Source organism: Limnoglobus roseus (assembly GCF_008254045.1).
Lineage (GTDB): Bacteria > Planctomycetota > Planctomycetia > Gemmatales > Gemmataceae > Limnoglobus > Limnoglobus roseus.
In genome coordinates, this window is sequence record NZ_CP042425.1 from 6,735,149 (window position 1) to 6,756,118 (window position 20,970).

The window sequence follows — 20,970 nt, forward strand, 5'->3', positions numbered from 1 at the left end:
GTCAGCAGCCTCCCTTCTTCAGGCGGTTCGTGGGGCGTTGATTCCGGCGGACGGCCTCCTCCCGTTCCGCTTCCTCGCCGAGGCGGAGGAAGCGATCGCCGCCGTCAAGGAAATCGAGCATCAAGGCGAGGAACCGCTTCCGCGCGTCGCCCCGGCGGGCGGCGAGTTTGCGGAACGCTTGCTTGATCTCGACGGTGAGCGGCGGCGGTTCGTCGGTGGCGGCAGCGACCGGTTCCGAAGGAGGTTGCACGACGCGATCAGGGTCGACATCGGCGACGTCTTCCGCTTCGGCGTCTTCTGCCGCGATCCGGTCGGCCAGTACCTCGACGCGCTCGACGATGCCGGGGAGGGCGTGCTCGGCGGAGGCGATGATCGCACGGGCCTGGAGCAACTCGTGCAGGACGCGGAACTCGATTTGTTCCTGGTACACGGCCGCGAACGCCATCGGCCGCGGCCCGGGCCGTTCGGGATCGACGGCCGCGATCAGTTCGCTAATCGCAGCAATCCGGTAGTACTCGTCCCAGTACACCGGGGCGGCACTTGACTTGGGAGCTGGAACGATCATAATGCTGGAACTCCTGACTGCCTCGGTAGGGCATTGAGGTGGTGGAACGCTGGTCGACTCGAAGCCGTGAGGGCGCCAACCCTCGCGGCTTCATCCGATTAACGGGCTTCGTGCCGTCCATGCGACGGGGCGAGTCGCAGGAGCATCCGCGGGTCTGCGGGCTTGTTCGGAACCGGGATCACGACGACGGTGCCGGCCACGATTGGTACGTAGTTACCCGTGCGGACGTGAGCCCGCAGAGAATCAGGGATCATGGGGTTCCTATCTACTTGTCGAACCGGATGAGTGATCGAGCGGCACTTAGCGGCCGTCGCCGACACGAGAGTGGGCTTTAATGTCTGCAGCAACAGGATCAAGAACCCGCCGATGAGTTTCGGCGAGACGCAGGAGGCGTCGCAGGAAAGTCAACTCGGCCGCACGATACCCGATCATCTGACGCACTGTGGCGGGGTCAGGAATGAGGGCAAGCGATTGCAGGTCTGGGCTTCGCTTGTCCGGTGATTCTGTCGTCATGAGTGATGCCCTTAAAGGTAGCACCACCTTTGTAGGCGACGAATCGAGATGCTGGTGGCACCTTCTCGGCACCTTGGAAGATGCCAGCACGGTGCCGAAAAAAGACTTCGTTTTACGGGTATGAACCATTCAGACGCCGCGAGCTGCGGCGAGGCACGCTCGTTACGAACCGCCGGTTGTCGTTGAGGACACCGCCGCATGAGATGTCCCACGCGGGTGTGGGGCAAGAAGCCACGCCTTCTCCCGAAGGCTTGGGGCCGTTCCTTCTTGGGGCCGGTCGATGATGGCTATGGGCCGCGAGCCCGTTTTTTTAACTGACCACCCCTACGGCTCACCCGCATGAGCCGCGAGCTCGAAGAGGTAGATGCCGCTCGGCCCAATCGCAATGGAGTCCCAGCACGACGACCGGACGGTTCGCGTGCGCATACCGCCGCCGTGCGTTCCGTGCCGCGAGGCCCCGCCCGTACGAGGGCCTCGCGGCACGGAACGCACGGGCCGAAGGGAGGTCGGGATGAGGTTCATCGGGTTGGACCTGCACAAGAAGATGCTCGTCGTGTGCGCCCTGGACGACCGGGGCCAAGTGCTGTTCCGCGAGACCGTCGAGTGCCGCCGCGAAGCCCTGGAGGCGTTCGCCCGTGTCAAACTCCAGGCGACCGACCGGCTGGCCGCTGAGGCGACCACCAACACGTGGGCGGTAGCCGACATCCTCCGGCCGTTCGTGGCCGCCGTCACCGTCGGAAACCCGCTCCAGATCAAGGCCATCGCCCAGGCCAAGGTGAAGACGGACAAGATCGACGCCGAGGTGCTGGCGCACCTGCTCCGGTGCGACTACCTGCCGACGGTCTGGACGCCGGACGCGGCCACCCAGAAGCTGCGGCAGCTCACCACCGTCCGCGGCGGGGTGATCGCCGACCGCACCCGCATCAAGAACCGCGTCCAGAGCCTGCTCGCGCAACTGCTCGTCGTCCCCCCGGTCAAGGTCGTGTTCTGCCGCAAGGGGGTGGCCTGGCTTCGGGCCGTCGCGCTGCCGGCCGAGGTGCGGTCGGCCGTGGACCTGTACCTGCGGCTGTACGACGCGGTGGACGCCGAGCTGAAGAAGATCGACGACCAGCTCATGGGGATGGCGTACGACGACGGCCGGGCCAAGCTGCTCATGACGTTGCCCGGCATCGCCCACGGCGTCGCCCTGTCGCTGCTCGCCGCCCTCGGCGACATCGGCCGGTTCCCGGACGGCGACCACGCGGCCAGTTACCTGGGGCTGACCCCGCGGCTACGGCAGTCGGCCGGCAAGCGGCACTACGGCGGCATCACCAAGGCCGGGTGCCCGCAGACCCGCGCCATGCTCGTGCAGGCCGTCCAGGCGGCGTCCGACCACCCCGGCCCGATCGGGGCGTTCTTTCGCCGGCTGCGGAAGAAGAAAAAGTACAACGTGGCGGTGATCGCCACGGCCCGCAAGCTGGTGACCATCGCGTACCTGATGCTCAAGCACAACGAGCCGTACCGATACGCCAAGCTGGATGTCGTGAAGAACAAGCTGACCGACTGCCGGCGGAAGGCCGGGTCGGCGAGCCGCTCGGAGCACGAATCGGACGGGAGCCGGCTGAACGACCTGTACCGGGAGCACGGGCTGCCGGCATGCCAGCCGCCGGCGGCGTGGTCGGCCGGCGAGCGGCGGGGCCACGCCGACCCGGCTGTGACGGCCTTCGCGGAGGAGGCCCACGGCCCGCCGGCGAAGAAGTCGCGATCGAAGCGGAGGGCATCAACCACGTCCGAGTAGCGACACGATCCTCCTCTTCCGCGAGGGTGCGGCCCGCCGGGTGGCGGGCCGCACGCGGTCGCCTTTTTTTATCACTTGGCCCGTGGCAGCAACCGACGTGACGTGGGCATCGGATGCCGGATGAAATCCCGCAATCCGGAGAGACTACGCTTGACAGGGTTCAGAGGTAGCCATCAAATGAAACTGGCATTTTCAACCACCACACATTTCCCACCAAAACTTTATAGTGGACCCCGAAACTGAGACCGCCAGGTAAGCTACTCTGGCGGCCCTCGGAGGTGGTCCTGATGACGGCGAAGCGGAAGACCCACACGGCGGCGTTCAAAGCCCAGGTCGCTCTGGCCGCGGTGAAGGGCGACAAGACGGTCAACGAGTTGGCCGCCCACTTCGGCGTCCACCCGACCCTCATCCACGGGTGGAAGAAGCAACTCCTGGCCGGGGCCGAGGCCGTGTTCGCCGCCGGAGCGAAGGCGGTCGCCCCCGGCGACGACCAGACACCCGCGCTGTACGAGCAGATCGGCCGGCTCAAGGTCGAGCTCGACTGGGTGAAAAAAAAAGCTGCGACGTTCGGTTGACGACCTGCGGCCGCTGATCGACCCCGGGCACGCCGACCTGAGCGTCCGTCGGCAGTGCCAACTGGTCGGGCTCGGCCGGGCCACGTACTACCGGGGGCCGGCCGAGGAGTCGGCCGACAACCTGGCCCTCATGCGGCGGATCGACGAGCAGTACACGGCCTGCCCGTTCTACGGCAGCCGGCGGATCGCCCGGTGGCTGGCCCGCAACGGCCACCCGGCGAACCGCAAGCGGGTCCAGCGGTTGCTCCGGGTCATGGGCCTGGAAGCCATCCACCCGAAGCCGAAGCTGTCGGCCGGGCGGGGCCACCCGGTGTACCCGTACCTCCTCCGCGGCGTGCCGATCGACCGCGTCGGGCAGGTGTGGAGTGCCGACATTACATACCTGCCGCTGCCCGGCGGGTTCATGTACTTGGCCGCCACCATCGACTGGTACAGCCGGTACGTGGTGGCCTGGCGGTTGTCGAACACGCTCGACGGGGCGTTCTGCCGGGACATGCTGGACGAGGCGTTGGCGGCCGGCACCCCGGAGGTGTTCAACACCGATCAAGGGGTGCAGTTCACGGCCGGGGCGTGGGTCGAGCGGGTGGAGGCGGCCGGGGCGCGGGTGAGCATGGACGGCCGGGGGCGGTGCCTGGACAACGTGTTCGTCGAGCGGCTGTGGCGGACGGTGAAGTACGAGGACGTGTTCCTGCGGGGATACGAGACGGTGACCGAGTTGGAGCGGGGGTTGAAGGCGTACTTCACCTTCTACAACGAGGCCCGCTTGCACCAGTCACTGGGGTACAAGACCCCGGCCGAGGTGTACCGGGCCGGACGGTCAAAAGAGCCGGCGAAGGAGTAGCTTAAATTCGTCGGTTTTTGGTCTCGCAAATGGGGTCCACTATATGTGGTCTCGCAGGCCAGTACTCGCATGGCCATTGCACCGGAGGCCATCCGAGGCCAATCGGGATAGGCCCCTTCACCAGCTCTCCGTAACCTACTCCGGCGTGTCTCAACTCGCTTCCCTCGTACCACTCAACGTGTGGTCTGTGACACCCGTCAGAGCAGAGCAGGACACGAAGCCGAAGTCCCGGGTGTAACTCTCTCTCTGTCTGGACATCGGTTCCCGGTGGATTGAACGGTGAAATGTCGGACATGATTTTGCACCAGTGAGGTGGGCGGGTCGACCGGCCCCGCTGGTGCAACGGGAAGCCGGTCGACCACGTTTCAAATTTCTCGACCGGCCGGTCGAGAAATTCCCTGAAACATCAAAACAGAACCTGCCTACGAATGCAAGTTTATCAATAGTGGAAATCGGTACAATTTTGCTTCCTGGATCCGGGGCCACTAACTGCACACGAGGTGCAAACGCTTGCACCCACCTTCGCGATGGGCAAGATGTCAAAGATCTGCGCCGACAGGGGCGTTCGGCCTGCAACCGCACTTGTACGCCTGCCCACCACGCCGCTACAATCAGCCCATCTTCCCACCCGCCGACGGTGCCCTGCATGTGTCGCCCCAAGCCGGCCGGTGCCGGTGTTCCGCCCGTGGACTTGCTCGCCCTCTGGCCGTGGGTCGAGAAGATCGCCCTGCGTGTGGCCGCCCGGTACCTACTCTGGGGCGAGGCCGCCCTCGACGACCTCATCTCTGCCGGCTACGTTCGCGCGTTGGAGAAGATCCCCCACTTCCGCCCGGACGACCCGAAGGCGGCCGCCGACCCGAACGGCGCATTCCGCGGGTGGGCCTACCGCGACGTGATGACCTATGTTCAGCGGGAGGCGGCCCGCCTGCGCGGCGGTGGGACCTTCCGCAGCCCACGACGGGAGCCCGGCCGCGATCCTGTCATCGCCAAGCCGATCAGCGACTTCGAGGGCGGCCGCCAGGGGGAGCGCGATGAGCCGTTCCGAGCCGAGGACGTGGCCGAAGAGTTCCGTGATCAGCTTGTCACCGAGCCTCTGCCGCGCACGCCGGAGGGCGACGACTGCTGGTGGGAAGGCATGTTGGAACCCCACCACCACCTTCAGAAGCCGTTCGACCTGAGCGAGTTCCACGATGAGTGATCGGGCGGCCGCCCGCCAACGCTGATGCATGTCACCCGCACGGCAATCGCACCGGCGCATCATTCCGACTGGCCCACACCGGCGATCGAGTAGCCAACTCGGTGCCCCGGGTTCGCCAACACGCCGGCCCGGACCATCGCCGCCAGCGCTCGCTTGACGGTGCTCTCGCCGTGCAACTGGTTCCGCGATTCGAGCCGGGCCAGGATCGCCGAGAGCACGAGCGGGCCGTCACTCGCCCGCAACACGCCGAGCAGATCCCGCGAGCATTCCGTCGCGCAAAAGGGTTCTGGCCGACCCTCCGCCGGTGCCCCCGTGACCGCCGTGACAACGCCCGGATGCGCTGTCGCCGCCAGCCGGAGGCGAAGGACGTTGCCGTTGGCCAGCACGAGCCGGACGGCCGCGACCGGCACGCCGGCGAACGTCGCCCCGGCGGCGGACACGGCCGACAGCTCGATCGGGGGCGGTCTCACGGCGTGCCCGCCCCCGTCGAGCCTTGTGCTTCAGGCGATACCGCCGGCGTCACCCGTCGGCCTTCGGGTCGCAGCAACCCCGCGAGGCCGCCAACCGCCGGCGGGCCCGCTCGATCCCACGCTTCGTCACCTCGGCCGGCCGGTCGAACTCCGCCGCAACAGCGGGGGCGCACGCCCTCACGCCGGCCCGGATCGCGGCCCCGACCTTCGCCAGGCCAGCGATGGTGCGCGTCAACTTCCGCGCCGCCGTTGCCGTCGGCCCGCCCTTCGCCGCCCAGAACCGGCAAACTTCGCACCCGCACAGTTTGACGTGGGTCGTCGTGAACTCCCGCGCGAGCGTTTCGACGTCGCGGGCCACCCGTTGCAGCTCGACGAGCCGTCGCCACTCCACGCTCTCGACGGCCCGATGCTCGTCCACACCGACGCCACCGCAGACGTTTGCGGTGGGGGCTGGTGAAAGGGTCTCGGTGATGGCGATACCATTCCCCGGTGGAACACCGCAGACGTCTGCGGTGGGGAGCGTCGGTCCGCCGGCCGGCCGATCGGAAGTGATCTCGAACATGGGAAGCAATCCTCGAAAGGGTTGGGGGATACGGCCGGCGCGACCGCGCCGGCCGAAGGACGTCGTTTACCGCGAGGGCAGGCCGCCGACCGGGTCGACGGCGACCGTCACCGTCACGCCGTGGGCACTGACCTCGACCCGCACCCCGTGCCCCGGCCGGTTGCCCCCGGCGGCGGTCGCGGCGACGGCCGCGAGGAACTCCACCGCCCTCGCCGAGAGGCTCGCGAGCAAGAGCGTGGCCACCGGGTCCGGCGGGCCGTCGGCCGTCACAGACCTTCTCCGATCACCCCGCCGGCCAACCGCTCGGCGATCGCGTCCGGCATCGCGTCGTCGTCGGCCTCGCCCGGGTCGGCCGGGAACCGCCCGACGTAGGGGATGCCGAGGGCTCGGGCGTACCGCCCCGCCTGGCCCGGGTCGGTGTGGACGGCGGCCCGGGACACCGCCAGCCGCTCCCGGGCCGCCGCGACCAAGTCCGGGGCCGTCGGCACGCCCTGGTTGAACGGGTCGGTCCACGGGGCGTACTGGATGATGTGCTCGTACTTGAACGCCCGGTGGTCGGGGGCGGCTTCCCGGACGGCCTCCAGGAACGCGGCAGACGTCTTGACCAGCTCCCGGGCCAACCGCAGCGCCCGCCGCGCGGCCCGGCCCCGGTCCCCGCTGCCGGTCGACCAGAAGGCACACAGGGAGCACGAGCAGAATCGCCGGTGCTCGCCGGCGAACTCGCCCACGATCGCGGCCACGTCCCGGACGGCCCGCTGGGCCTCGGCCATCCGCCGGCACTCGTCGCTCGCCGCCGCCCGCAGCTCCACCCCCACGACGGCCGCCGCCCCGAGCGGGCCGACGCCCCGGTACGGCCCCCAGTCGCCGCTCTCGCTCGCCACGGCCGCCAGGAAGTGGTCGACCCGGTCGGACAGCACGTCCCCCGTCCTGCCGTCGGCGAACGCGACGGGGATGGTGTCATCGGGGTGGTCGACGGGCGGGCAGTCGGACCCGTACCCCGTGCAGTACGTCCGCTTGACCGCCGTCACGGCGGTGCGGGCCCCGCACGCGGGATCGGCGCAGCACTGCTCGCCGTGCGGGATGAACCCGTTCGTCTCGACCAGCGTTCTCGTCTTCGTCTTCGTCGTCTTCATCGGGGAACCTCCTCAGGGATGGGAAACCGTGGCACGACTCGGGGCGCGTGCCGGCCCGGACACCGGGAACGCCCGGTGTGTGTCGGGGATCGTCGGGATGCGGTGAGGGTCGGCCGCCGGGTTACTCGCGGGGGCGGAGTTTCCCGTTGGCCGGCGGGAGCAACTCGCGGTGGCCCTTCCTCGCCGGCGGCAGGTTGAACCGGTACGGGGGTATGACGCGGAGCCGCGACTTCGGGCGGGTCGGCTTAGTCGGCTTGGTCGGCTCGGTCGGCACCGGGGGGAGGGGCGGGAGCGTGGCTCCCAGCGGGTAGTAGTCCGTCACGTCGCCCAGCGTCGTGTCGGCCCGGGCCGTGACACGCTGGCCGGACAGGTACTCCGGCGCGTGCGAGAGCTTGGCCGCCGACACGACGTGCAGGAACGTCACCCGCTCCAGGAGTTCGCCCTGAAGGTTCAGCCACAGGTGGTTGAGCCGGCCCTGCAGCGTCGCGACCTGGTGCGGGATCGACCGCCGCTGGCCGACGGGGTCCGTACGCCGCTGCTCCCGGGTCGGCGGCCGCAGGCGGATCTTCCGCGGGGTCTTCGGAACGCCCGGGGGCGGGTCGACCATGAGCAGCCGCCAGAGGTCCCACAGGTCCGAGTTGCCCGAGCGGATCGTCTCGTACAGGCGGAAGCACACCTCCGATGCTTCGTTCAAGAGCTTGTCGAGGCGGGCGATCAGGGCCATCTCGGGCGAGTGCGCGGCCCGCGCCTGGAGGGCGACCACGGCGGCGACGTGCCGGGCCTCGGCGTCCGACGCGGCCGGCCCCCAGCACTTGCACTTCACATCGACGGCACTCCCGTCGTGGAACGTCACTCGGGCGTACCCGTGGAAGAAGTCGAGGGATCGGATCACGGGAGGAACTCCTTGGGTGGGGTGGTCGGGCGGGCGGGTCAGGAGGCGGCGGGAGGGCGGGCGAGCGAGTAGCCGGCCCGGTGGCCGGGGTTCGTCAGGATGCCGGCGCGGACCATCGCGGCGAGGACTTTTCGGACGGTACTCTCGCCGTGCAGTTGCTCGCGGTTTTCAAGCCGCTGCCGGATGTCGGGGAGGACGAGCGGCCCCTCGGCGGCTTCCAGGATCGCGAGGACGTCCCGGCTGCACGGGTTCGGCCGAAACGTCGGTGGCGGCGACAGACCCGCGGCCGGAACGGGGCCGGCCAAATCAGCCGCCGCGAGTCGGACATGGACGACGGCCCCGCTGGCGAGCGTGACGCGGACCGACGCGACCGGCAACCCGCCGAGGGTCGCGCCGGCGTGCCAGAGGGCGGCGAGGTCGATCGGGGCGGAAGCGGTCATCGGCGACATCGGCGGCCGGTGGGTTCGGAGGGCGGGGCGGGATGATTACAGGACGCCGTCGGCGATCAGTTCCTTGACAGTGTCCAGGTGTTTGCATCGCTTGACGAAATGGAAGCCGTCGCAGGTGCAGCAGACCGGGCGGCCGGAGCGGTCGAGCGTCACGCCGTACACCTCGCCGTCGCTGAGCTTGCAGAACAGCACTTGGCCGCCTTCCACGGCGACGCCGTAGCTGACCGTGTCGCGTTTCGACTGCACGATCGTCAGCGTGCCGAGGCTGGGGCTGGTCGCGTCGGCGGACGGCAGTAAGGCCCACCGGCGGCCGGCCTTGTGGGTCTTCGAGGCGGGGAGTGAACCGGCGACGGGAAGGCACATGGTTGCCCCTCGGGACGTACCTCCGACGCGGCCGAGAGGAGGAGTTCCTTCGGCAAAGCCGTGTCTGAGGTTGCGGTTGATCGTTGTGTGGGTATACTAATCAGGAATCTGATACACGTCAATCAGAAATCTGATATTTCCAGGGCGTGCCATGTCGCTTGGTGAAGCTATTTCAGCACTCCGGAAGGACTTGGGTCTTAGTCAAAAAGACCTAGCTGCAAAGTGTGGAATCAGCCAACCAATGATTTCAGCTCTGGAATCGGGAAAGGAGACTGACTTGCGTGCCTCTACCCTCGTCGCCATCGCGGTTGCGTTAGGGGTGGACTGCAATCATTTCGCACAATTCCTGAAGTTGCCAAGTGATGAAGCGGTGTCACAACCGCTCCCGACTCCCAAGCGAGGCCGCCCCAAGAAGGCCGACGCCCCACCGCAGACGCCTGCACCCCCGGCGAGGAGGAAGAAGGGGTAACCCTGTCGGGCCCGATCGAGAAGCCCATGCGGGGTCGACCGAAGAAGTGAAGCTTCAGTTTCGCCTCCTCGATCTCGGTATCGAAACCTCTGCCGGAAGGTTGTTGACCGCCACCTTCTCACGTGGGATGATCCGTCCCACGTATGGCAACCAAAGCCGAACTAGAGTCCGAACGTCAACGATGTCACGCCATCGCCCTCCGAGCCATCGCGGCTGAGCGAGCCTTCGAGTACGGCCATGCCATCGGCATCGCGCTCGAAAGCCTCCCACACCTCGACGCAGCGATGCAGTTCGAGAAGCGATACCTGAAGATCGAGAATCCGCCCGTCCCGTCCGTCGAGGTCATCTTCCGCTGCGCCCCACCGTTGTTCCGGTACGACGCCCTCGACGTGGTGGACCAGTTTCTCGATCGACAAAAGAAGGTCGAGAAGAACGCGGCCGTTGACCTCCGTTCGGAGTTGGCCGCGACACGTTCGAGGATGGTGTTGGCGAATCGAATGTGGGCTGAGATAGAAAACGGGCAGTACGATGCCGAAGCCGATCGGCGGCACCCCGCGGCTGACGAGAACGAAATCCGAAACGCCTGGGATCGTCTCGGCTTGTTAGAGGCGGCCCACGCCGGAGGCCGTTCCGTTTGGCTGTTTCGGACCCGACTGGACGAGGACGTCCAGGCCCGGTGCTTCAATTGCGGTCGGCGGGTGCAGGGCAGGAAACTCAGGTTCTTGGAAGTGGGGAAGTGCCCGCGGTGCGAGACAGTGGCCCACTTCGCGATTCTTGACCGCCCCGTAAAAGAGCAACGCCCATGAGCACGATCCTGCTCGTTCTTTTCGGCTTCGCCCTCGGCATGGCGATTATTTTCTTCCCGATGATGGACCGGCAAAAGCGAATCGACGAGCGGGAGCGCAAGGCCGACCGGCGGGCGGAGGACCTGGACGCTGACGAGCGGCAATTGGACGGCGAAGAGCGACGCCTAAGGGAAGAGCGCGAGGCGTTCGCGGAAGAGGTCCGGCGAGACAGGGCTTCTCTCGCCGAGCAGGCCCGCGCCTTGCAGTTAGCCCAAGCCGACTTCCAACGCCGCTCGGTCTCCTACGACGAGCACGTCCGCGAGAATCAGATTTTGAAGGCCGACATCCGCAACACCGCAACGTCCGTCGCAAGGCAGAAGTTTGAACAACAGCAACTCCGAGACTCCCAGGCGCGCGTCGAGTCGTTAGCGAATCAAGTCGCGCACCGCTACCTTTCCGAAACGCAGACCTGGGTCAGCCGGTCTTTGACGGAGACGAACTACGTCACGAACAAGAAGCGGCTTCAAGACGCCATCACAAGGTGCCGGGCGATGGGCGTGATCGTGACCACGGCCCAAGAAGCCGAGTACATGGCAAGACTTCAGGCGGAATACGAGGACGCGGTCCGAGTCGCCTTTGAGAAGGAGGCCCAAGCCCAGGCCCGTCAGCGGTTCCGGGAAGACCAGCAGCGCGTCCGGGAGCAACAGCAAGCCGAGGCGGAGCGAGAAAAGGCCGAAGTCGAGAAGCGAGCGGTGGAAGCCCGCCTGGCGAAGGCGATGGAAGAGGCGTTGGGGAAGCAATCCGACGTGATGAAGCAGCAGCACGCGGACGATATCGCTCGAATTCAAAAGCAACTGGCCGAGGCTCAGCAGAAGCTCGACGAGCGGACCGAGAAAGCCATCTCGCTCGCCCAACTGACGAAGGTCGGGAACGTCTACGTCATCTCGAACATCGGATCGTTCGGCGAGGGCGTGTTTAAGATCGGCATGACGCGGCGGGCCGAGCCGATGGAGCGGGTCATCGAGTTGGGGGATGCGTCTGTGCCCTTCCCGTTCGACGTGCACATGATGATCCGCACCGATAACGCCCCGGATTTAGAACACAAACTCCACCAGCGCTTTCGGCGGTCTCAGGTCAACAAGGTCAACCCCCGGAAGGAGTTCTTCCGCCTGTCGCTCGACGACGTCGTGAAAGCGGTGCAGGAACTTCACGGCGAGGTCGTGTACACGGTCACCCCGGACGCCACCCAGTACCGGGAGAGTCTGTCGATTCGCCCTGAAGACCAAGAGGTGATTGAACGGGTCCACGAACGAGAGCGAAGGCGAATGCCGGCCACCGCGTTCGAGGAAGAATGACACCATGTAGTTTGCCGTCCGACATCGTGAGGACAAGGAATCGGCGACCTTACTCGCCCACATTCGTTTCCCGAAGGAAAAGAACCCAGTGATCGAACTTCTGCTCCTGTATCGCCTGTGCAAGCGCATCGGCCAAATCGCCCGCGAGAAGGGTCGCCGGGCCGTCGGCTACCAGTTCATGACCATCGCCTTCTGGTTCGGGGGCGAGTTACTCACCGCGTTCGTACTCGCGGCCCTCCTGTTCGTCCGGGGCGGCGAGGAAATGCTGCACGAATACGAACTCCTCGTGTACGTCGCGGCCCTGCTCGGGGCGGGCTTGGGGGCGTGGACGGCGTTCGAAATCGCCAAGCGGCTCCCGCATCTCGCTGACGCAGTCGAGGCGATCGACGAGGACGGGATCTCTCAGCGTTGAACGCAAGAGCGTGAACTTGTGTCCCGCGACTGATCGGACGGCCGACCGATGCGCACGAAAGTCTTTCGCACGTTGGCCGGGGTCGTTGCGGCTCTCTTCGCGCTCGTCTTCGTCGCCGGTGACGTCGGCCGGATGGGACGGGCCGAGGTTGCCCTGCTGGCCGTGATCGCCTGCCTGTTCGCACTGTACGCGGCCTTCTGACAGGGCGCGGCGGATCGGTGGCTCGGGATGTGGTTTGGCGTCCAGCACAAGCACGTCCACGTCGATGAATCCCGAGCCTGCGAGACGGAGCCGAAGCACTGACCTCGCCCCGAGAACCGTACACGCTTGCGTCCCCGGCGAAGGGGAAGAAGGGTTGAGGGGCCGGGCTACCGGCAAATCGGCGTGATCGACACACGAAGTCCAGCGCCGGGAATGAGTCGGGTAGCGGTTGAAACGGCTCACGGGATCCAACCGCCGACCTCGCCGTGGGGATTCTCGGCCTCACGCCCCTCCGCCCTTAGCTCTAATAGCATTTCCGACGACCACCCCCGTGAGACCCGTCATGCCCACCCGCCTCTCGGTCGCGCTACTCGAAGATCGCACCGTCCCGTCCGGCGTTGACGACGCACCGGTCCTCCCGGCCATCGACGGCGTGATGCAACTCCACCTCCAACAGATCGCGGCCATCGGCCGACAGCTCGGCAACCGCGAGACGGTGTTCGCCAAGGTCGGGGACAGCAACACCTTCTACCCGGAGTTCGTCACCGCCCTCGGGGCGGCCGGCTACGACCCCGCGGCCAACGGCCTCGCCGACCGGCCGGACCTCGTGGCGACGTGGGCCGCGTACCACGCCACGCCGGCCGACGGGCGGACCGATTCGTTCGCCCGGACGAGCGTCGCGTCCCTGGTCGGGTACAGCAGCGACAACCTCCGCCAGAACGTCGCGACCGAGATCGCCACCGTCCGCCCGGCCGTCGCCATCATCATGATCGGGACCAACGACATCGGGAACATCAACAGCATCCCCGTGTTCGAGGACAACCTCCGCCGCGTCATTGGCATCTGCGTCAACGCCGGCGTGATCCCCGTCGTCAGCACCGTCCCCGACCTGCTCCAGCACGCCGAGTGGGAAGCCCGCGTCCCGGCGTTCAACCAGGCCGTTCAAGACGTGACGACCGAGGCGGACGTGCCGGTGTGGAACTTCCACCGGCAAACGACCGCCTTGCCGAACGACGGCCTCCGCGGGGACGAGATTCACCTGAGCATCTCCCCCAACGGCAGCGGGCAACTCGGCGGGTCCGACCTCGCCTACGGGGCCAACCTCCGCAACCGGACGACCCTGGAAGTGTTGCAGAAGGTCCGGGGCATCGTCTTCGGCGGGGCCGCGCCCGACGGCGAGGTGACGCCGGTCGCGACGCCCTGGGTGCCCCTGCACGCCGGCGAGCACGTGCTCGCGGTCGGGTCGGGGCCGGGCCGCGGGCCGGAGGTCGCGGTGTACGACGCCGACACGCAACAGCTCCTGTCGCGGATCGTGCCCTACGAAGTCGGCTTCCGCGGCGGGGTGGCGACGGCCGTGGGGGACGTGACCGGCGACAGCGTCCCGGACATCGTCACCGGGCCGGGGGCCGGCGGCGGGCCGGTGGTGAACGTTTTTTCCGGGGCGGACGGGCGGTTGGTCCGGTCGTGGTTCGCCTACGAGGATTCGTTCCGGGGCGGCGTGATGCCGGCCGTCGGGGACGTGACCGGCGACGGCGTGGCCGACGTGGCGGTGGGCAGCGGGACCGGCGGAGGACCGCGGGTGCGGGTGTTCGACGGCCGGGACAATGCCGTCGTGGCGGACTTCTTCGCCTACGAGCCGACGTTCCGGGACGGCGTGAACGTGGCGATCGCAACCGGGTCGGGCGGGCCGCGCATCCTGACCGGACCCGGCGTGGGCGGGGCACCGCTGTTAGCCGCCTTCGACCCGCGCACCGGCGAGCGGGTGGCCGGCCAGTTCGCCTTCGACCCGTCACTCCGGGGCGGCCTGAGCGTGGCGGCCGGGGACGTAACCGGGGACGGCGTCGCCGACTGGGTGGTGGGCGGCGGGCCGGGCGGCGGGCCCGTCGTGCGGACGTTCGATCCGGCCGCGGGTGTGTGGCTCGGGGACTTCTTTGCGTTCGACCCGGCCTCACGGGCCGGAGTGCGGGTGGCGGTTGCCGGCGGCCGAATTGCGACCGGGCAATCGTCCCGCGAAGGGTCCGCGGTGCGGATCGGAGGGGACGACGTCACGCCGTTCGGGGCCTTCCGAGGCGGCGTGTACGTGGGCGGCGAGTGAGGCCGACTCCCCTGGTTCTGGAAGGGCCAGGCCCTGGGTCGGGTGGAGGCGGGGTGGGCACGCAGGCTCTCAGCGAAGAGGAGGAAAGTCGTGACGGATCGGGCGGCCCTGCTCGCGGCGATCACCGCGGCGCCGGAGGAGGACGACCTCCCCCGGCTCGTCTTCGCCGACTGGCTGGAAGAACACGGCGACCCCGAGTGGGCCTTCGCCGTCCGCGTCATGTGCGCCGCCCCCCACGAGTTCGACGCCGACGTGCAGGTCGAGCGGATGGACGTCGGCCGGCCGTCGAAGGACGTGGCCGTAGCTCTGGCTTGGCTGGAGACACACGCTCCGTACCACCTGAGTATGTTGCTCGGCGGCCGCCGGTGTGAACAGATGCCGGGCGAATGGCTGTGGCTGACCAGTTGCCCGGAACTCGGCCTGACGGTCGAGTGGCGGCGGGGGTTCATCGCGCGGGTCCGCGGGCCGCTTGAAGTCGCCCGCGGGCACCTGCCGGCCATGCTCGCCGCGCAGCCCGTCCGGCGGGCGGAGGCGACGGATCGCCGACCCCACGACCGGTTCCCGGACGTCGCCACCGCGATCACCAACCGCCGGTTCGCGTGGTATCAGAGGCGAATCGGCGGGCTCACCCCGCCCCTCGCCGTCCTGCCGGACTCGGTGTACGATCATCTCCCGGACGGCAAGGCCGCCTTCGCTAAGCCCGAATGGGCCGTCGACGCGCTGTCAGCCGCCCTCCTCGGCGAGGCCCGGGATGCGGTCGAGGGGTGAGGGGCAGGCGCGTGCGGCCTCCACGGCGGGATGCTCGCCGAGCAAGAGGACCCGCGGTTGCGCGACCACGACGATCGCTCAGCGGCGTTCATCGCGGTCGGCTTACCAGGAGCCGGGTTCGTGGCGGTCGCGGGCGGAAGGGGATTCGCCTGGCCGAGCGGGACAAAGTGACACTTCCGGGCCGAAGTGACCTCGCCCGTGATCGGGCTACTATTTCGCCTTCTCGAAGCCGGCCTTCACCAACTCTTCGTAACCTGGCTTCAGCGGTTGGGTCTCGTACCCGGCGGCCTTGAGCAGGTCGGCCGCCTTCAGGCACCGCACGCCAGACCCGCAGTGCACGTAGACGACCTTGTCCTTGGGCAGCAGTTCCTTGAGCTTCTCGGCCGGCACGCCCTTCTTGAGGTCCGACAGCGGCAGGTGCTTCGCGCCCTTCAGATGGCCATCGTTCCACTCGACTTCCTCGCGGACGTCGATCAGAACGGCCTTGTCCGTTTCGACGGCCTTCTTCACGTCGGCCGGCTTGTCCTTCGTGTGATCCGCGGGGAAGGCCGGCACGGTGACGACCAAGGCCCACGTGACGGTCAGGCACAACATTCGACTCACGGGTGGCCTCCACACTCACGGCTCACGGGCGACGACACCCCGTCATCGTATGCGAACCCGATGAGATTGCTCCAGCGGGTCGCCGGCCGCGAACACCCGGGGCAACGTCGTCGGGATCCGGAAAATGGTCGACGTTCGCCACTCGCTCACGTTGGCCGACCCCGGCATCACTTCACCACCTTCCACCCGATGCTGATCTGCCACTCTCCGCGAACAATTCGGGCGGCCCGGCGTCACTGGCGGCGAACTCTCACTCTCTGCTGGCCGAGCAACCGGTCAACCTCTGCCGGGTCATCCTGTCGCAGATCGAACTCGACATCGAAGCGACGTTCTGGAAAGACGAACCGACGGCCGACGTGCTGCCGATGCGACGGACGGTGTAGAGATCATTTCGGTGCGAACAACGGCGGGATGCCGTTGACCCACGGTGAACCAACAGCCCTTTCGCCCATCAAAAACTCGACCTCTTCTGGCAACAACCAGAGGCCGTGCGCGTCCATTTCAAAACGCCGCCCGTCAGCTATCCGCACTTCTTCGCAGAGTCGATCGGTAGAACGCCACTGCGACAGGTCGCTTCCCCTGTACGCCGCACTAGAAAATGCGGTCTGCTCGACCGGCGGGCTGTTACTTAACCGCAGTGATAAATAGCGTCGCCCGTTCGGTTGCTGGACGAAGTCGAGAACGTAAAGGGAATCCGCTACCGTCTGTCCCCTAAACATAACTCGCCCCCCCCCTTTGCTTGGCACTCCAACGCAGACGCTGGTAGTATGCTAGCATGGGCTTTCGTTACGTTACAGGGCGTTTCGTTCCATGTTATGACAGCAAAGCCGGCGTTTCGTTGCGTTCCGCGATTTGGCAGCAATGCCCCGCGTCTGCAAGCACCAACCCGGGTGTCACGTTGCTGAGTGGGAAGGCGGTCAGCAGGTTTCTGTGCAACGGCCGGCGCAATCCGTCCGCCCGACCGCGGCCGACTGCTTCATCCGAACCGCCCAGTCGAGCACGTCCAGGATGACGGCCGGGTCCACGGGCTTGACGAGGTGAAACCGGATGCCGGCCCCGCTCGACAGGTTCCGGCTCGTCCGCCCGTCCCGCCCCGTGACGGCGGCGATCACCGGCGGCCGGGCGGTGGCGTTCAACCGCCGGGCGACGGCCCACCCGTCCACGTCGGGCATCATCAAGTCGAGGATGGCCAGATCCGGCGGGGCCTCGGCGGCGAGGCGGAGGGCGTCCCGGCCGTTCCGGGCGACCCGGGGGCGGTGGCCGCGGAGGGCGATGATCTGGGCGAGGGAGTCGGCCGCGTCGGCGTGGTCGTCGGCGACGAGGACGGAGAGCGTGGTGTCAATGGCGTTCATCATGGGAGAGGGTCGCGGGAGAGCGGGAGGATGCTGCCCGGGGCGACTGGGGGTGATTGTACGGAACGGGAGGACAGCAATTCCTGTTCCGCGTCACCCCTTCCCGAGCACGCCGTCGACGACCCAGCACCCGCGCACGTGAACCCCATCGCCCCGGCAGTGGCCCAGAATCGCCGCGTTCTCACACCCGGCATCCTGTAGCGCATCCGCGAGGATCGGCAGGCGGTCGAACGCGCGGTCGGTGTAGATGGCTTCCGCGAGGCTGACGGCCGTGGGCGTGAGCCACGACGGAGAGAAGGTGACGGGGCGGAAGGGGTTGCCGAAGACACACCGCAGGAGGCCGACGAACCGGGCCGCGTCTTCTTCTTCCGACACGCCCTTGCGCAGCCCGGCCGCCGCGTCCGTGAACTCCCGGTTCAACCCGTTCTTCGGAAGGTCGGGGGCTAGGGCGAAGGAAACAGACCAGGTGAGCGGCCCTCCGTCCTCCATCGCCATGGTGGCGTACAGCTCCAGTTCCCGCACCCGCCGGCGGGGCGCCTTCCCCTCGGCGACCTCCTCGGCCACGTCCAGTGCGCCGTGGTACAGGTCCTTCTTCGTGAAGAGTGGCCGGCAGCAGGCGCAGGCGAACAGCCGCAACTTGCGGCCGGAACTCCTACCGTGGAGGAAGTCCAGCATCGCCCCCGGGTCGGTCGTTCTTCGCCACTCCGCTTCCGTCATCGCCCGCCCTCGGTGGTCCCGGCCATGATACCGGGCGTCGGTTCGTTCCCAAGGCCTTGATCTGTGCTCACCGGCCGGGTCTAATGTCGTGCCGGTGTTGTCGCACGGCGGTGCAGACGAAGACTCTGTCCGGCGGCGGAGGGCTTGGCGGTGGACCAGCGAGCGAGAGAACTCCACCAGCGGTCGAACGAGTTGGAGCGGGCCGAGTGCCGCTACGCCGACCTCGTCCCCCGCCTGGCCGAGTTCTTTGACAAGCTGGCCGACAGCGAGTTCGGGCACAAGATCGGTCGCGACGTCCTGGCACGGGTGGAGCAGGTGCTGGGCGAAGAGATTCGGCCCCAGCGTCGCGACACCTGGGACCAATACGTCGCCCTCTTCGGGTTCACCTGGAACGACGTCGTCCGGGTCGACAACGCGGGCGAGACGCCGGTCGAGATGGCCCCGTCGCACATGAACTTCGCCCCGTTTCACATCGAGCCGTTCGCCTGGCTGCACGGGTGGGCGCTCAAGGCCGACGGGCAGCCCGGCAAGAAGGTGTTGGTCGCCAAGTTGCGTCCGGGTGTCACGATCGTCCGGGTGCTTCGGCGGGGGCAAGGCACGCCGAAGCAGGCGTCACCAGTCCCGGCGGCGTCCTGACCCGTTGCTCGGCCCAACTGTTCCGACCACCGCCGGCCCGACGAAGGCCGCCATGATCCATCCCCCGCACCACCGCGGATCGTCGACTCCCCCACCGGGTGCCTATCACGCCTCCCCGCCGCGCGGTCACGATTCGCCCCGGCGTGGCTGGACCTTGGCCAACAGCTCCCGCACGACCTTCGTCGCGTCCTTGCTCGCCTTCTCGATCTCGGCCGCGAAATCCGTCGCCTCGCCCGGCGGGGCCGTCTCCAACAACAGCGTGGCGTACCCGCCGATGACCGTCAACAGGTTGTTCAAGTCGTGCCCGAGGGCGGCCAGAGAATTCGGGTCGGTGGCGTCCGCTGGCGGTGTCATGCCGATCCCCGTCCGGGGTGAAATCGTCGGGGCCGGAAGGTGAAGGGTTCGGCCCGGCGGTGATATTTGAGACCGGACGTACATCGTAACCAGACGCGCCCGCCGGGAGGAAGAAGAATCGATTCAGTTTGTGGGGATCGATTCCGTGAAGATTTGTGTCGCATGTCCCAGTGATTGTGGTATGAGTGAATCATTATTTTGGGCATTCAATTCGCTTTGGATTCGTGGCATGTCTGTTCCTTCCGTCGCCGCCGTGTACTTGATGGGCCGCCGCCTCGCCGAGCGATTGACCCAAGCCGCCGCGGACGGGCGATCGAGTACGGCCGCCGCGTGCGTGACGGGCCTGACCGAGGCCGCGACGGCGATCGCCGCGGACGTCGATCGGGTGTCGGCGGACGAGGTCCGGGCCGCGAACCGGTTACGGACCGAGTTGGCCGCCTTGGACGGGCAGGCCTGTTCGCCGCCCGGGGCGGACGTGGTCAAGGAAATGGTCGCCCGGTGGTTCGGGCCGCAAGGACTGCCGGCGGCGGACGTGGGCGAGTTCGATCGGCTCGTCGCGTCGCTCCGTGGCCCCGGTCCGCAGGCGTGACGGCCGAACGACAGTCATGACCCCCACCCTCACCACCCTCCGCGAAGCCGTCCTCCTGCACCCCGCCGACGACGTGGTCCGGGGCGTGTTCGCCGACGCCTGCCTAGAGTCCGGCGACGAGACGACGGTGGCCCACGGCGAACTGATCCTCCTCCAACTCGCGTGGGCCGACGAGGAACGGCCGTGCGAACTGATCCGCCGATGGCCGAGCATCTGGTCGCCGGGCGTTCCCTTGCTGACGGGCGGGCACCGCGCCGGCGAATGGTGGCGCGTCAACGACGGCGTCGCGGTCGCTATCACCCGCGGGTTCGTGTCGGCCGTACAACTCACCGACCCCACGGCGCGGATGTCCACCGCCCCGTGGAGCGAAACGACCGTCGCTGCGGTCGCCGACGCGCACGCCCGGGCCGTCGCCACCCTGTTCGCCGCCCACCCGCTGGAGCGGGTCGTCATCGACTTCGGCCGGGCGGCGGAGACGTGGGGGATCGAACAAGCCCGGCAAGAGGCCGGGGGCGTGCACTTCTGGTGGTGTCGCCGGCCGGCGGAAGAGTTGACGTTCTGTTGGACGCCGAGGGGGCGCGACGTGTTCAGCGATTCACTGAGGAAGGTTCTCCGCGACTTCCTCGTGGCCCTTGGGCAGCACGTCGTGCACGTCCAACGTCGCGAGCGTACCCCGTGACCTCACCTCCTCCGCTGATCGGCACGTACCTCCCGCCCCGTGTCCGCTTGGGCGACATCGTGTTCTGCCTCTACCGGGACGGGGACTGCAAAATCACGTCCTGGCACGATGGCCCGATCCCGTGGCCGCGGTGCAGTCGCGTCGGCGGCAAGGGCGGCGGGTGGGGTCTGCTGGTGAACGACACCTTGAAGGCGGCGGTGATGACGGAGTCGGCGGCGGCGGTCGGGTACTGGTTCGGCGTGCACCCGACGACCGTATGGCAGTGGCGGCGGGTGTTCGGCGTCGAGCACTACGGCACCGAGGGTTCCCGGCTGGCCCATTTAGCGGGGTCACAGGTCGGGGCGGATGCGATGAAGGCGAAGGAGTGGACGGACGAGGAACGGGACGCCAAGAGCGCGACGGCGAAGCGGATCGGCTTGCGACCGCCGGGGCGGTGGGCGGACGGCGGGTGGACGATCGAGGAACTCGCCCTGCTCGGGACGATGCCGGACAAGGAACTCGCGGCGAGGATCGGGCGGACGTGGTGTGCGGTGCGGGCGAAGCGTTCAGAGAAGAACGTGCCGGCGTGGGGGAAGTAAGGAGTCACAGGTGACATCGGGTCCCGGGGATGAAGCATT

General features: G+C 67.6%; 27 protein-coding genes. 14 read left to right on the forward strand and 13 right to left on the reverse strand.

The window, feature by feature from the left end; translation table 11 throughout:
- Position 1: 1 nt before the first annotated feature.
- Entirely contained in the window at positions 2-565 is a 564-nt protein-coding gene (locus PX52LOC_RS28645) for a hypothetical protein (RefSeq protein ID WP_149113296.1), read from the reverse strand.
- A 98-nt stretch (positions 566-663) separates the two neighbouring features.
- A complete protein-coding gene (locus PX52LOC_RS41075) occupies positions 664-819 on the reverse strand; it encodes a hypothetical protein (RefSeq protein WP_168219258.1) in 156 nt (51 codons plus the stop codon).
- 770 nt (positions 820-1,589) lie between these two features.
- On the opposite strand from PX52LOC_RS41075, the gene PX52LOC_RS28650 reads away from it, so the two are divergent.
- The 3 genes from PX52LOC_RS28650 to PX52LOC_RS28660 all read left to right on the forward strand — a co-directional run bounded on the left by PX52LOC_RS28650 (position 1,590) and on the right by PX52LOC_RS28660 (position 5,469).
- A complete protein-coding gene (locus PX52LOC_RS28650) occupies positions 1,590-2,855 on the forward strand; it encodes an IS110 family RNA-guided transposase (RefSeq protein WP_168219071.1) in 1,266 nt (421 codons plus the stop codon).
- A gap of 284 nt (positions 2,856-3,139) precedes the next feature.
- Positions 3,140-4,271 (forward strand): IS3 family transposase gene (locus PX52LOC_RS28655; protein WP_390637529.1). Its coding sequence is split into 2 segments (ribosomal slippage): positions 3,140-3,421 and positions 3,423-4,271, totalling 1,131 coding nucleotides; the frame shifts between segments, so codons are not numbered across the junction.
- A 646-nt stretch (positions 4,272-4,917) separates the two neighbouring features.
- Complete coding sequence (locus tag PX52LOC_RS28660) at positions 4,918-5,469, forward strand: hypothetical protein (RefSeq protein WP_149113297.1); 552 nt, start codon at positions 4,918-4,920, stop codon at positions 5,467-5,469.
- 59 nt (positions 5,470-5,528) lie between these two features.
- Here the strand turns inward: PX52LOC_RS28660 and PX52LOC_RS28665 are convergent, their stop codons facing one another.
- The 7 genes from PX52LOC_RS28665 to PX52LOC_RS28695 form a co-directional block, all read right to left on the reverse strand.
- Positions 5,529-5,939, reverse strand: coding sequence for a hypothetical protein (locus PX52LOC_RS28665; protein ID WP_149113298.1), 411 nt, complete (start codon positions 5,937-5,939; stop codon positions 5,529-5,531).
- A 49-nt stretch (positions 5,940-5,988) separates the two neighbouring features.
- Entirely contained in the window at positions 5,989-6,501 is a 513-nt protein-coding gene (locus tag PX52LOC_RS28670; protein ID WP_149113299.1) for a hypothetical protein, read from the reverse strand.
- A gap of 66 nt (positions 6,502-6,567) precedes the next feature.
- A complete protein-coding gene (locus tag PX52LOC_RS28675) occupies positions 6,568-6,771 on the reverse strand; it encodes a hypothetical protein (protein WP_149113300.1) in 204 nt (67 codons plus the stop codon).
- Complete coding sequence (locus tag PX52LOC_RS28680; RefSeq protein WP_149113301.1) at positions 6,768-7,634, reverse strand: hypothetical protein; 867 nt, start codon at positions 7,632-7,634, stop codon at positions 6,768-6,770. Before PX52LOC_RS28680 ends, PX52LOC_RS28675 begins: the two co-directional genes overlap by 4 nt.
- 121 nt (positions 7,635-7,755) lie before the next feature.
- Positions 7,756-8,526: a hypothetical protein gene (locus PX52LOC_RS28685; protein ID WP_149113302.1), complete on the reverse strand. Its 771-nt coding sequence runs from the start codon at positions 8,524-8,526 to the stop codon at positions 7,756-7,758.
- A 38-nt stretch (positions 8,527-8,564) separates the two neighbouring features.
- Positions 8,565-8,966 carry an Rrf2 family transcriptional regulator gene (locus PX52LOC_RS28690; protein ID WP_149113303.1) on the reverse strand — a complete coding sequence of 134 codons (402 nt, stop codon included), beginning with the start codon at positions 8,964-8,966 and terminating at the stop codon, positions 8,565-8,567.
- Positions 8,967-9,011: 45 nt separating this feature from the next.
- Positions 9,012-9,338: a hypothetical protein gene (locus PX52LOC_RS28695; protein ID WP_149113304.1), complete on the reverse strand. Its 327-nt coding sequence runs from the start codon at positions 9,336-9,338 to the stop codon at positions 9,012-9,014.
- A 151-nt stretch (positions 9,339-9,489) separates the two neighbouring features.
- On the opposite strand from PX52LOC_RS28695, the gene PX52LOC_RS44145 reads away from it, so the two are divergent.
- The 7 genes from PX52LOC_RS44145 to PX52LOC_RS28725 all read left to right on the forward strand — a co-directional run bounded on the left by PX52LOC_RS44145 (position 9,490) and on the right by PX52LOC_RS28725 (position 15,423).
- Entirely contained in the window at positions 9,490-9,807 is a 318-nt protein-coding gene (locus tag PX52LOC_RS44145; RefSeq protein WP_149113305.1) for a helix-turn-helix domain-containing protein, read from the forward strand.
- 143 nt (positions 9,808-9,950) lie between these two features.
- Positions 9,951-10,613: a hypothetical protein gene (locus tag PX52LOC_RS28705; RefSeq protein WP_149113306.1), complete on the forward strand. Its 663-nt coding sequence runs from the start codon at positions 9,951-9,953 to the stop codon at positions 10,611-10,613.
- Positions 10,610-11,947, forward strand: a complete 1,338-nt coding sequence (locus PX52LOC_RS28710; protein WP_149113307.1) for a GIY-YIG nuclease family protein — start codon at positions 10,610-10,612, stop codon at positions 11,945-11,947. The genes PX52LOC_RS28705 and PX52LOC_RS28710 overlap by 4 nt, the downstream gene beginning before the upstream one ends.
- An 88-nt stretch (positions 11,948-12,035) precedes the next feature.
- On the forward strand, positions 12,036-12,359 hold the full coding sequence (locus PX52LOC_RS28715; RefSeq protein WP_149113308.1) for a hypothetical protein: 324 nt from the start codon (positions 12,036-12,038) through the stop codon (positions 12,357-12,359).
- Between the two features lie 48 nt (positions 12,360-12,407).
- A complete protein-coding gene (locus tag PX52LOC_RS41080) occupies positions 12,408-12,560 on the forward strand; it encodes a hypothetical protein (RefSeq protein WP_168219259.1) in 153 nt (50 codons plus the stop codon).
- A gap of 343 nt (positions 12,561-12,903) precedes the next feature.
- Positions 12,904-14,655, forward strand: coding sequence for an SGNH/GDSL hydrolase family protein (locus tag PX52LOC_RS28720; RefSeq protein WP_149113309.1), 1,752 nt, complete (start codon positions 12,904-12,906; stop codon positions 14,653-14,655).
- Positions 14,656-14,745: 90 nt separating this feature from the next.
- On the forward strand, positions 14,746-15,423 hold the full coding sequence (locus PX52LOC_RS28725) for a TIGR02996 domain-containing protein (RefSeq protein ID WP_168219260.1): 678 nt from the start codon (positions 14,746-14,748) through the stop codon (positions 15,421-15,423).
- Between the two features lie 210 nt (positions 15,424-15,633).
- On the opposite strand, the gene PX52LOC_RS28730 is transcribed toward PX52LOC_RS28725, so the two are convergent.
- The 3 genes from PX52LOC_RS28730 to PX52LOC_RS42915 all read right to left on the reverse strand — a co-directional run bounded on the left by PX52LOC_RS28730 (position 15,634) and on the right by PX52LOC_RS42915 (position 18,095).
- Complete coding sequence (locus tag PX52LOC_RS28730; protein WP_149115654.1) at positions 15,634-16,017, reverse strand: rhodanese-like domain-containing protein; 384 nt, start codon at positions 16,015-16,017, stop codon at positions 15,634-15,636.
- Positions 16,018-16,943: 926 nt separating this feature from the next.
- The gene (locus PX52LOC_RS28735) at positions 16,944-17,381 is read right to left on the reverse strand and encodes a response regulator (protein ID WP_149113311.1); all 438 of its coding nucleotides are present in this window, start codon (positions 17,379-17,381) and stop codon (positions 16,944-16,946) included.
- Positions 17,382-17,471: 90 nt separating this feature from the next.
- Positions 17,472-18,095, reverse strand: coding sequence for a hypothetical protein (locus PX52LOC_RS42915; RefSeq protein WP_246173491.1), 624 nt, complete (start codon positions 18,093-18,095; stop codon positions 17,472-17,474).
- A 150-nt stretch (positions 18,096-18,245) separates the two neighbouring features.
- Here PX52LOC_RS42915 and PX52LOC_RS28745 point away from each other — a divergent pair, with 150 nt between their 5' ends.
- Complete coding sequence (locus PX52LOC_RS28745; protein WP_149113312.1) at positions 18,246-18,731, forward strand: hypothetical protein; 486 nt, start codon at positions 18,246-18,248, stop codon at positions 18,729-18,731.
- 126 nt (positions 18,732-18,857) lie between these two features.
- Here PX52LOC_RS28745 and PX52LOC_RS28750 read toward each other — a convergent pair whose 3' ends face one another.
- Positions 18,858-19,085, reverse strand: a complete 228-nt coding sequence (locus PX52LOC_RS28750; protein ID WP_168219261.1) for a histidine kinase dimerization/phospho-acceptor domain-containing protein — start codon at positions 19,083-19,085, stop codon at positions 18,858-18,860.
- A gap of 229 nt (positions 19,086-19,314) precedes the next feature.
- Between PX52LOC_RS28750 and PX52LOC_RS28755 the strand changes: the two genes are divergently transcribed.
- From PX52LOC_RS28755 to PX52LOC_RS28765, 3 genes are read left to right on the forward strand one after another with little or no spacing between them, the layout of a single operon-like run.
- Positions 19,315-19,674 (forward strand): hypothetical protein, encoded by a 360-nt coding sequence (locus PX52LOC_RS28755; protein WP_149113314.1) that lies wholly within the window; start codon positions 19,315-19,317, stop codon positions 19,672-19,674.
- Between the two features lie 16 nt (positions 19,675-19,690).
- Positions 19,691-20,353 carry a hypothetical protein gene (locus PX52LOC_RS28760; RefSeq protein WP_149113315.1) on the forward strand — a complete coding sequence of 221 codons (663 nt, stop codon included), beginning with the start codon at positions 19,691-19,693 and terminating at the stop codon, positions 20,351-20,353.
- On the forward strand, positions 20,350-20,931 hold the full coding sequence (locus PX52LOC_RS28765) for a hypothetical protein (RefSeq protein ID WP_149113316.1): 582 nt from the start codon (positions 20,350-20,352) through the stop codon (positions 20,929-20,931). The genes PX52LOC_RS28760 and PX52LOC_RS28765 overlap by 4 nt, the downstream gene beginning before the upstream one ends.
- Positions 20,932-20,970 lie beyond the last annotated feature (39 nt).

What these genes read in the sequence shown, in the direction of transcription:
- PX52LOC_RS28695 (WP_149113304.1), bottom strand. Translation starts at nt 9,338, where the DNA reads ATGTGCCTTCCCGTCGCCGGTTCACTCCCCGCCTCGAAGACCCACAAG.
- PX52LOC_RS28645 (WP_149113296.1), bottom strand. Translation starts at nt 565, where the DNA reads ATGATCGTTCCAGCTCCCAAGTCAAGTGCCGCCCCGGTGTACTGGGAC.
- PX52LOC_RS28690 (WP_149113303.1), bottom strand. Translation starts at nt 8,966, where the DNA reads ATGACCGCTTCCGCCCCGATCGACCTCGCCGCCCTCTGGCACGCCGGC.
- PX52LOC_RS41075 (WP_168219258.1), bottom strand. Translation starts at nt 819, where the DNA reads ATGATCCCTGATTCTCTGCGGGCTCACGTCCGCACGGGTAACTACGTA.
- PX52LOC_RS41080 (WP_168219259.1), top strand. Translation starts at nt 12,408, where the DNA reads ATGCGCACGAAAGTCTTTCGCACGTTGGCCGGGGTCGTTGCGGCTCTC.
- PX52LOC_RS28720 (WP_149113309.1), top strand. Translation starts at nt 12,904, where the DNA reads ATGCCCACCCGCCTCTCGGTCGCGCTACTCGAAGATCGCACCGTCCCG.
- PX52LOC_RS42915 (WP_246173491.1), bottom strand. Translation starts at nt 18,095, where the DNA reads ATGACGGAAGCGGAGTGGCGAAGAACGACCGACCCGGGGGCGATGCTG.
- PX52LOC_RS28705 (WP_149113306.1), top strand. Translation starts at nt 9,951, where the DNA reads ATGGCAACCAAAGCCGAACTAGAGTCCGAACGTCAACGATGTCACGCC.
- PX52LOC_RS28755 (WP_149113314.1), top strand. Translation starts at nt 19,315, where the DNA reads ATGTCTGTTCCTTCCGTCGCCGCCGTGTACTTGATGGGCCGCCGCCTC.
- PX52LOC_RS28710 (WP_149113307.1), top strand. Translation starts at nt 10,610, where the DNA reads ATGAGCACGATCCTGCTCGTTCTTTTCGGCTTCGCCCTCGGCATGGCG.
- PX52LOC_RS28670 (WP_149113299.1), bottom strand. Translation starts at nt 6,501, where the DNA reads ATGTTCGAGATCACTTCCGATCGGCCGGCCGGCGGACCGACGCTCCCC.
- PX52LOC_RS28680 (WP_149113301.1), bottom strand. Translation starts at nt 7,634, where the DNA reads ATGAAGACGACGAAGACGAAGACGAGAACGCTGGTCGAGACGAACGGG.
- PX52LOC_RS28760 (WP_149113315.1), top strand. Translation starts at nt 19,691, where the DNA reads ATGACCCCCACCCTCACCACCCTCCGCGAAGCCGTCCTCCTGCACCCC.
- PX52LOC_RS28735 (WP_149113311.1), bottom strand. Translation starts at nt 17,381, where the DNA reads ATGATGAACGCCATTGACACCACGCTCTCCGTCCTCGTCGCCGACGAC.
- PX52LOC_RS28660 (WP_149113297.1), top strand. Translation starts at nt 4,918, where the DNA reads ATGTGTCGCCCCAAGCCGGCCGGTGCCGGTGTTCCGCCCGTGGACTTG.
- PX52LOC_RS28650 (WP_168219071.1), top strand. Translation starts at nt 1,590, where the DNA reads ATGAGGTTCATCGGGTTGGACCTGCACAAGAAGATGCTCGTCGTGTGC.
- PX52LOC_RS44145 (WP_149113305.1), top strand. Translation starts at nt 9,490, where the DNA reads ATGTCGCTTGGTGAAGCTATTTCAGCACTCCGGAAGGACTTGGGTCTT.
- PX52LOC_RS28730 (WP_149115654.1), bottom strand. Translation starts at nt 16,017, where the DNA reads ATGTTGTGCCTGACCGTCACGTGGGCCTTGGTCGTCACCGTGCCGGCC.
- PX52LOC_RS28750 (WP_168219261.1), bottom strand. Translation starts at nt 19,085, where the DNA reads ATGACACCGCCAGCGGACGCCACCGACCCGAATTCTCTGGCCGCCCTC.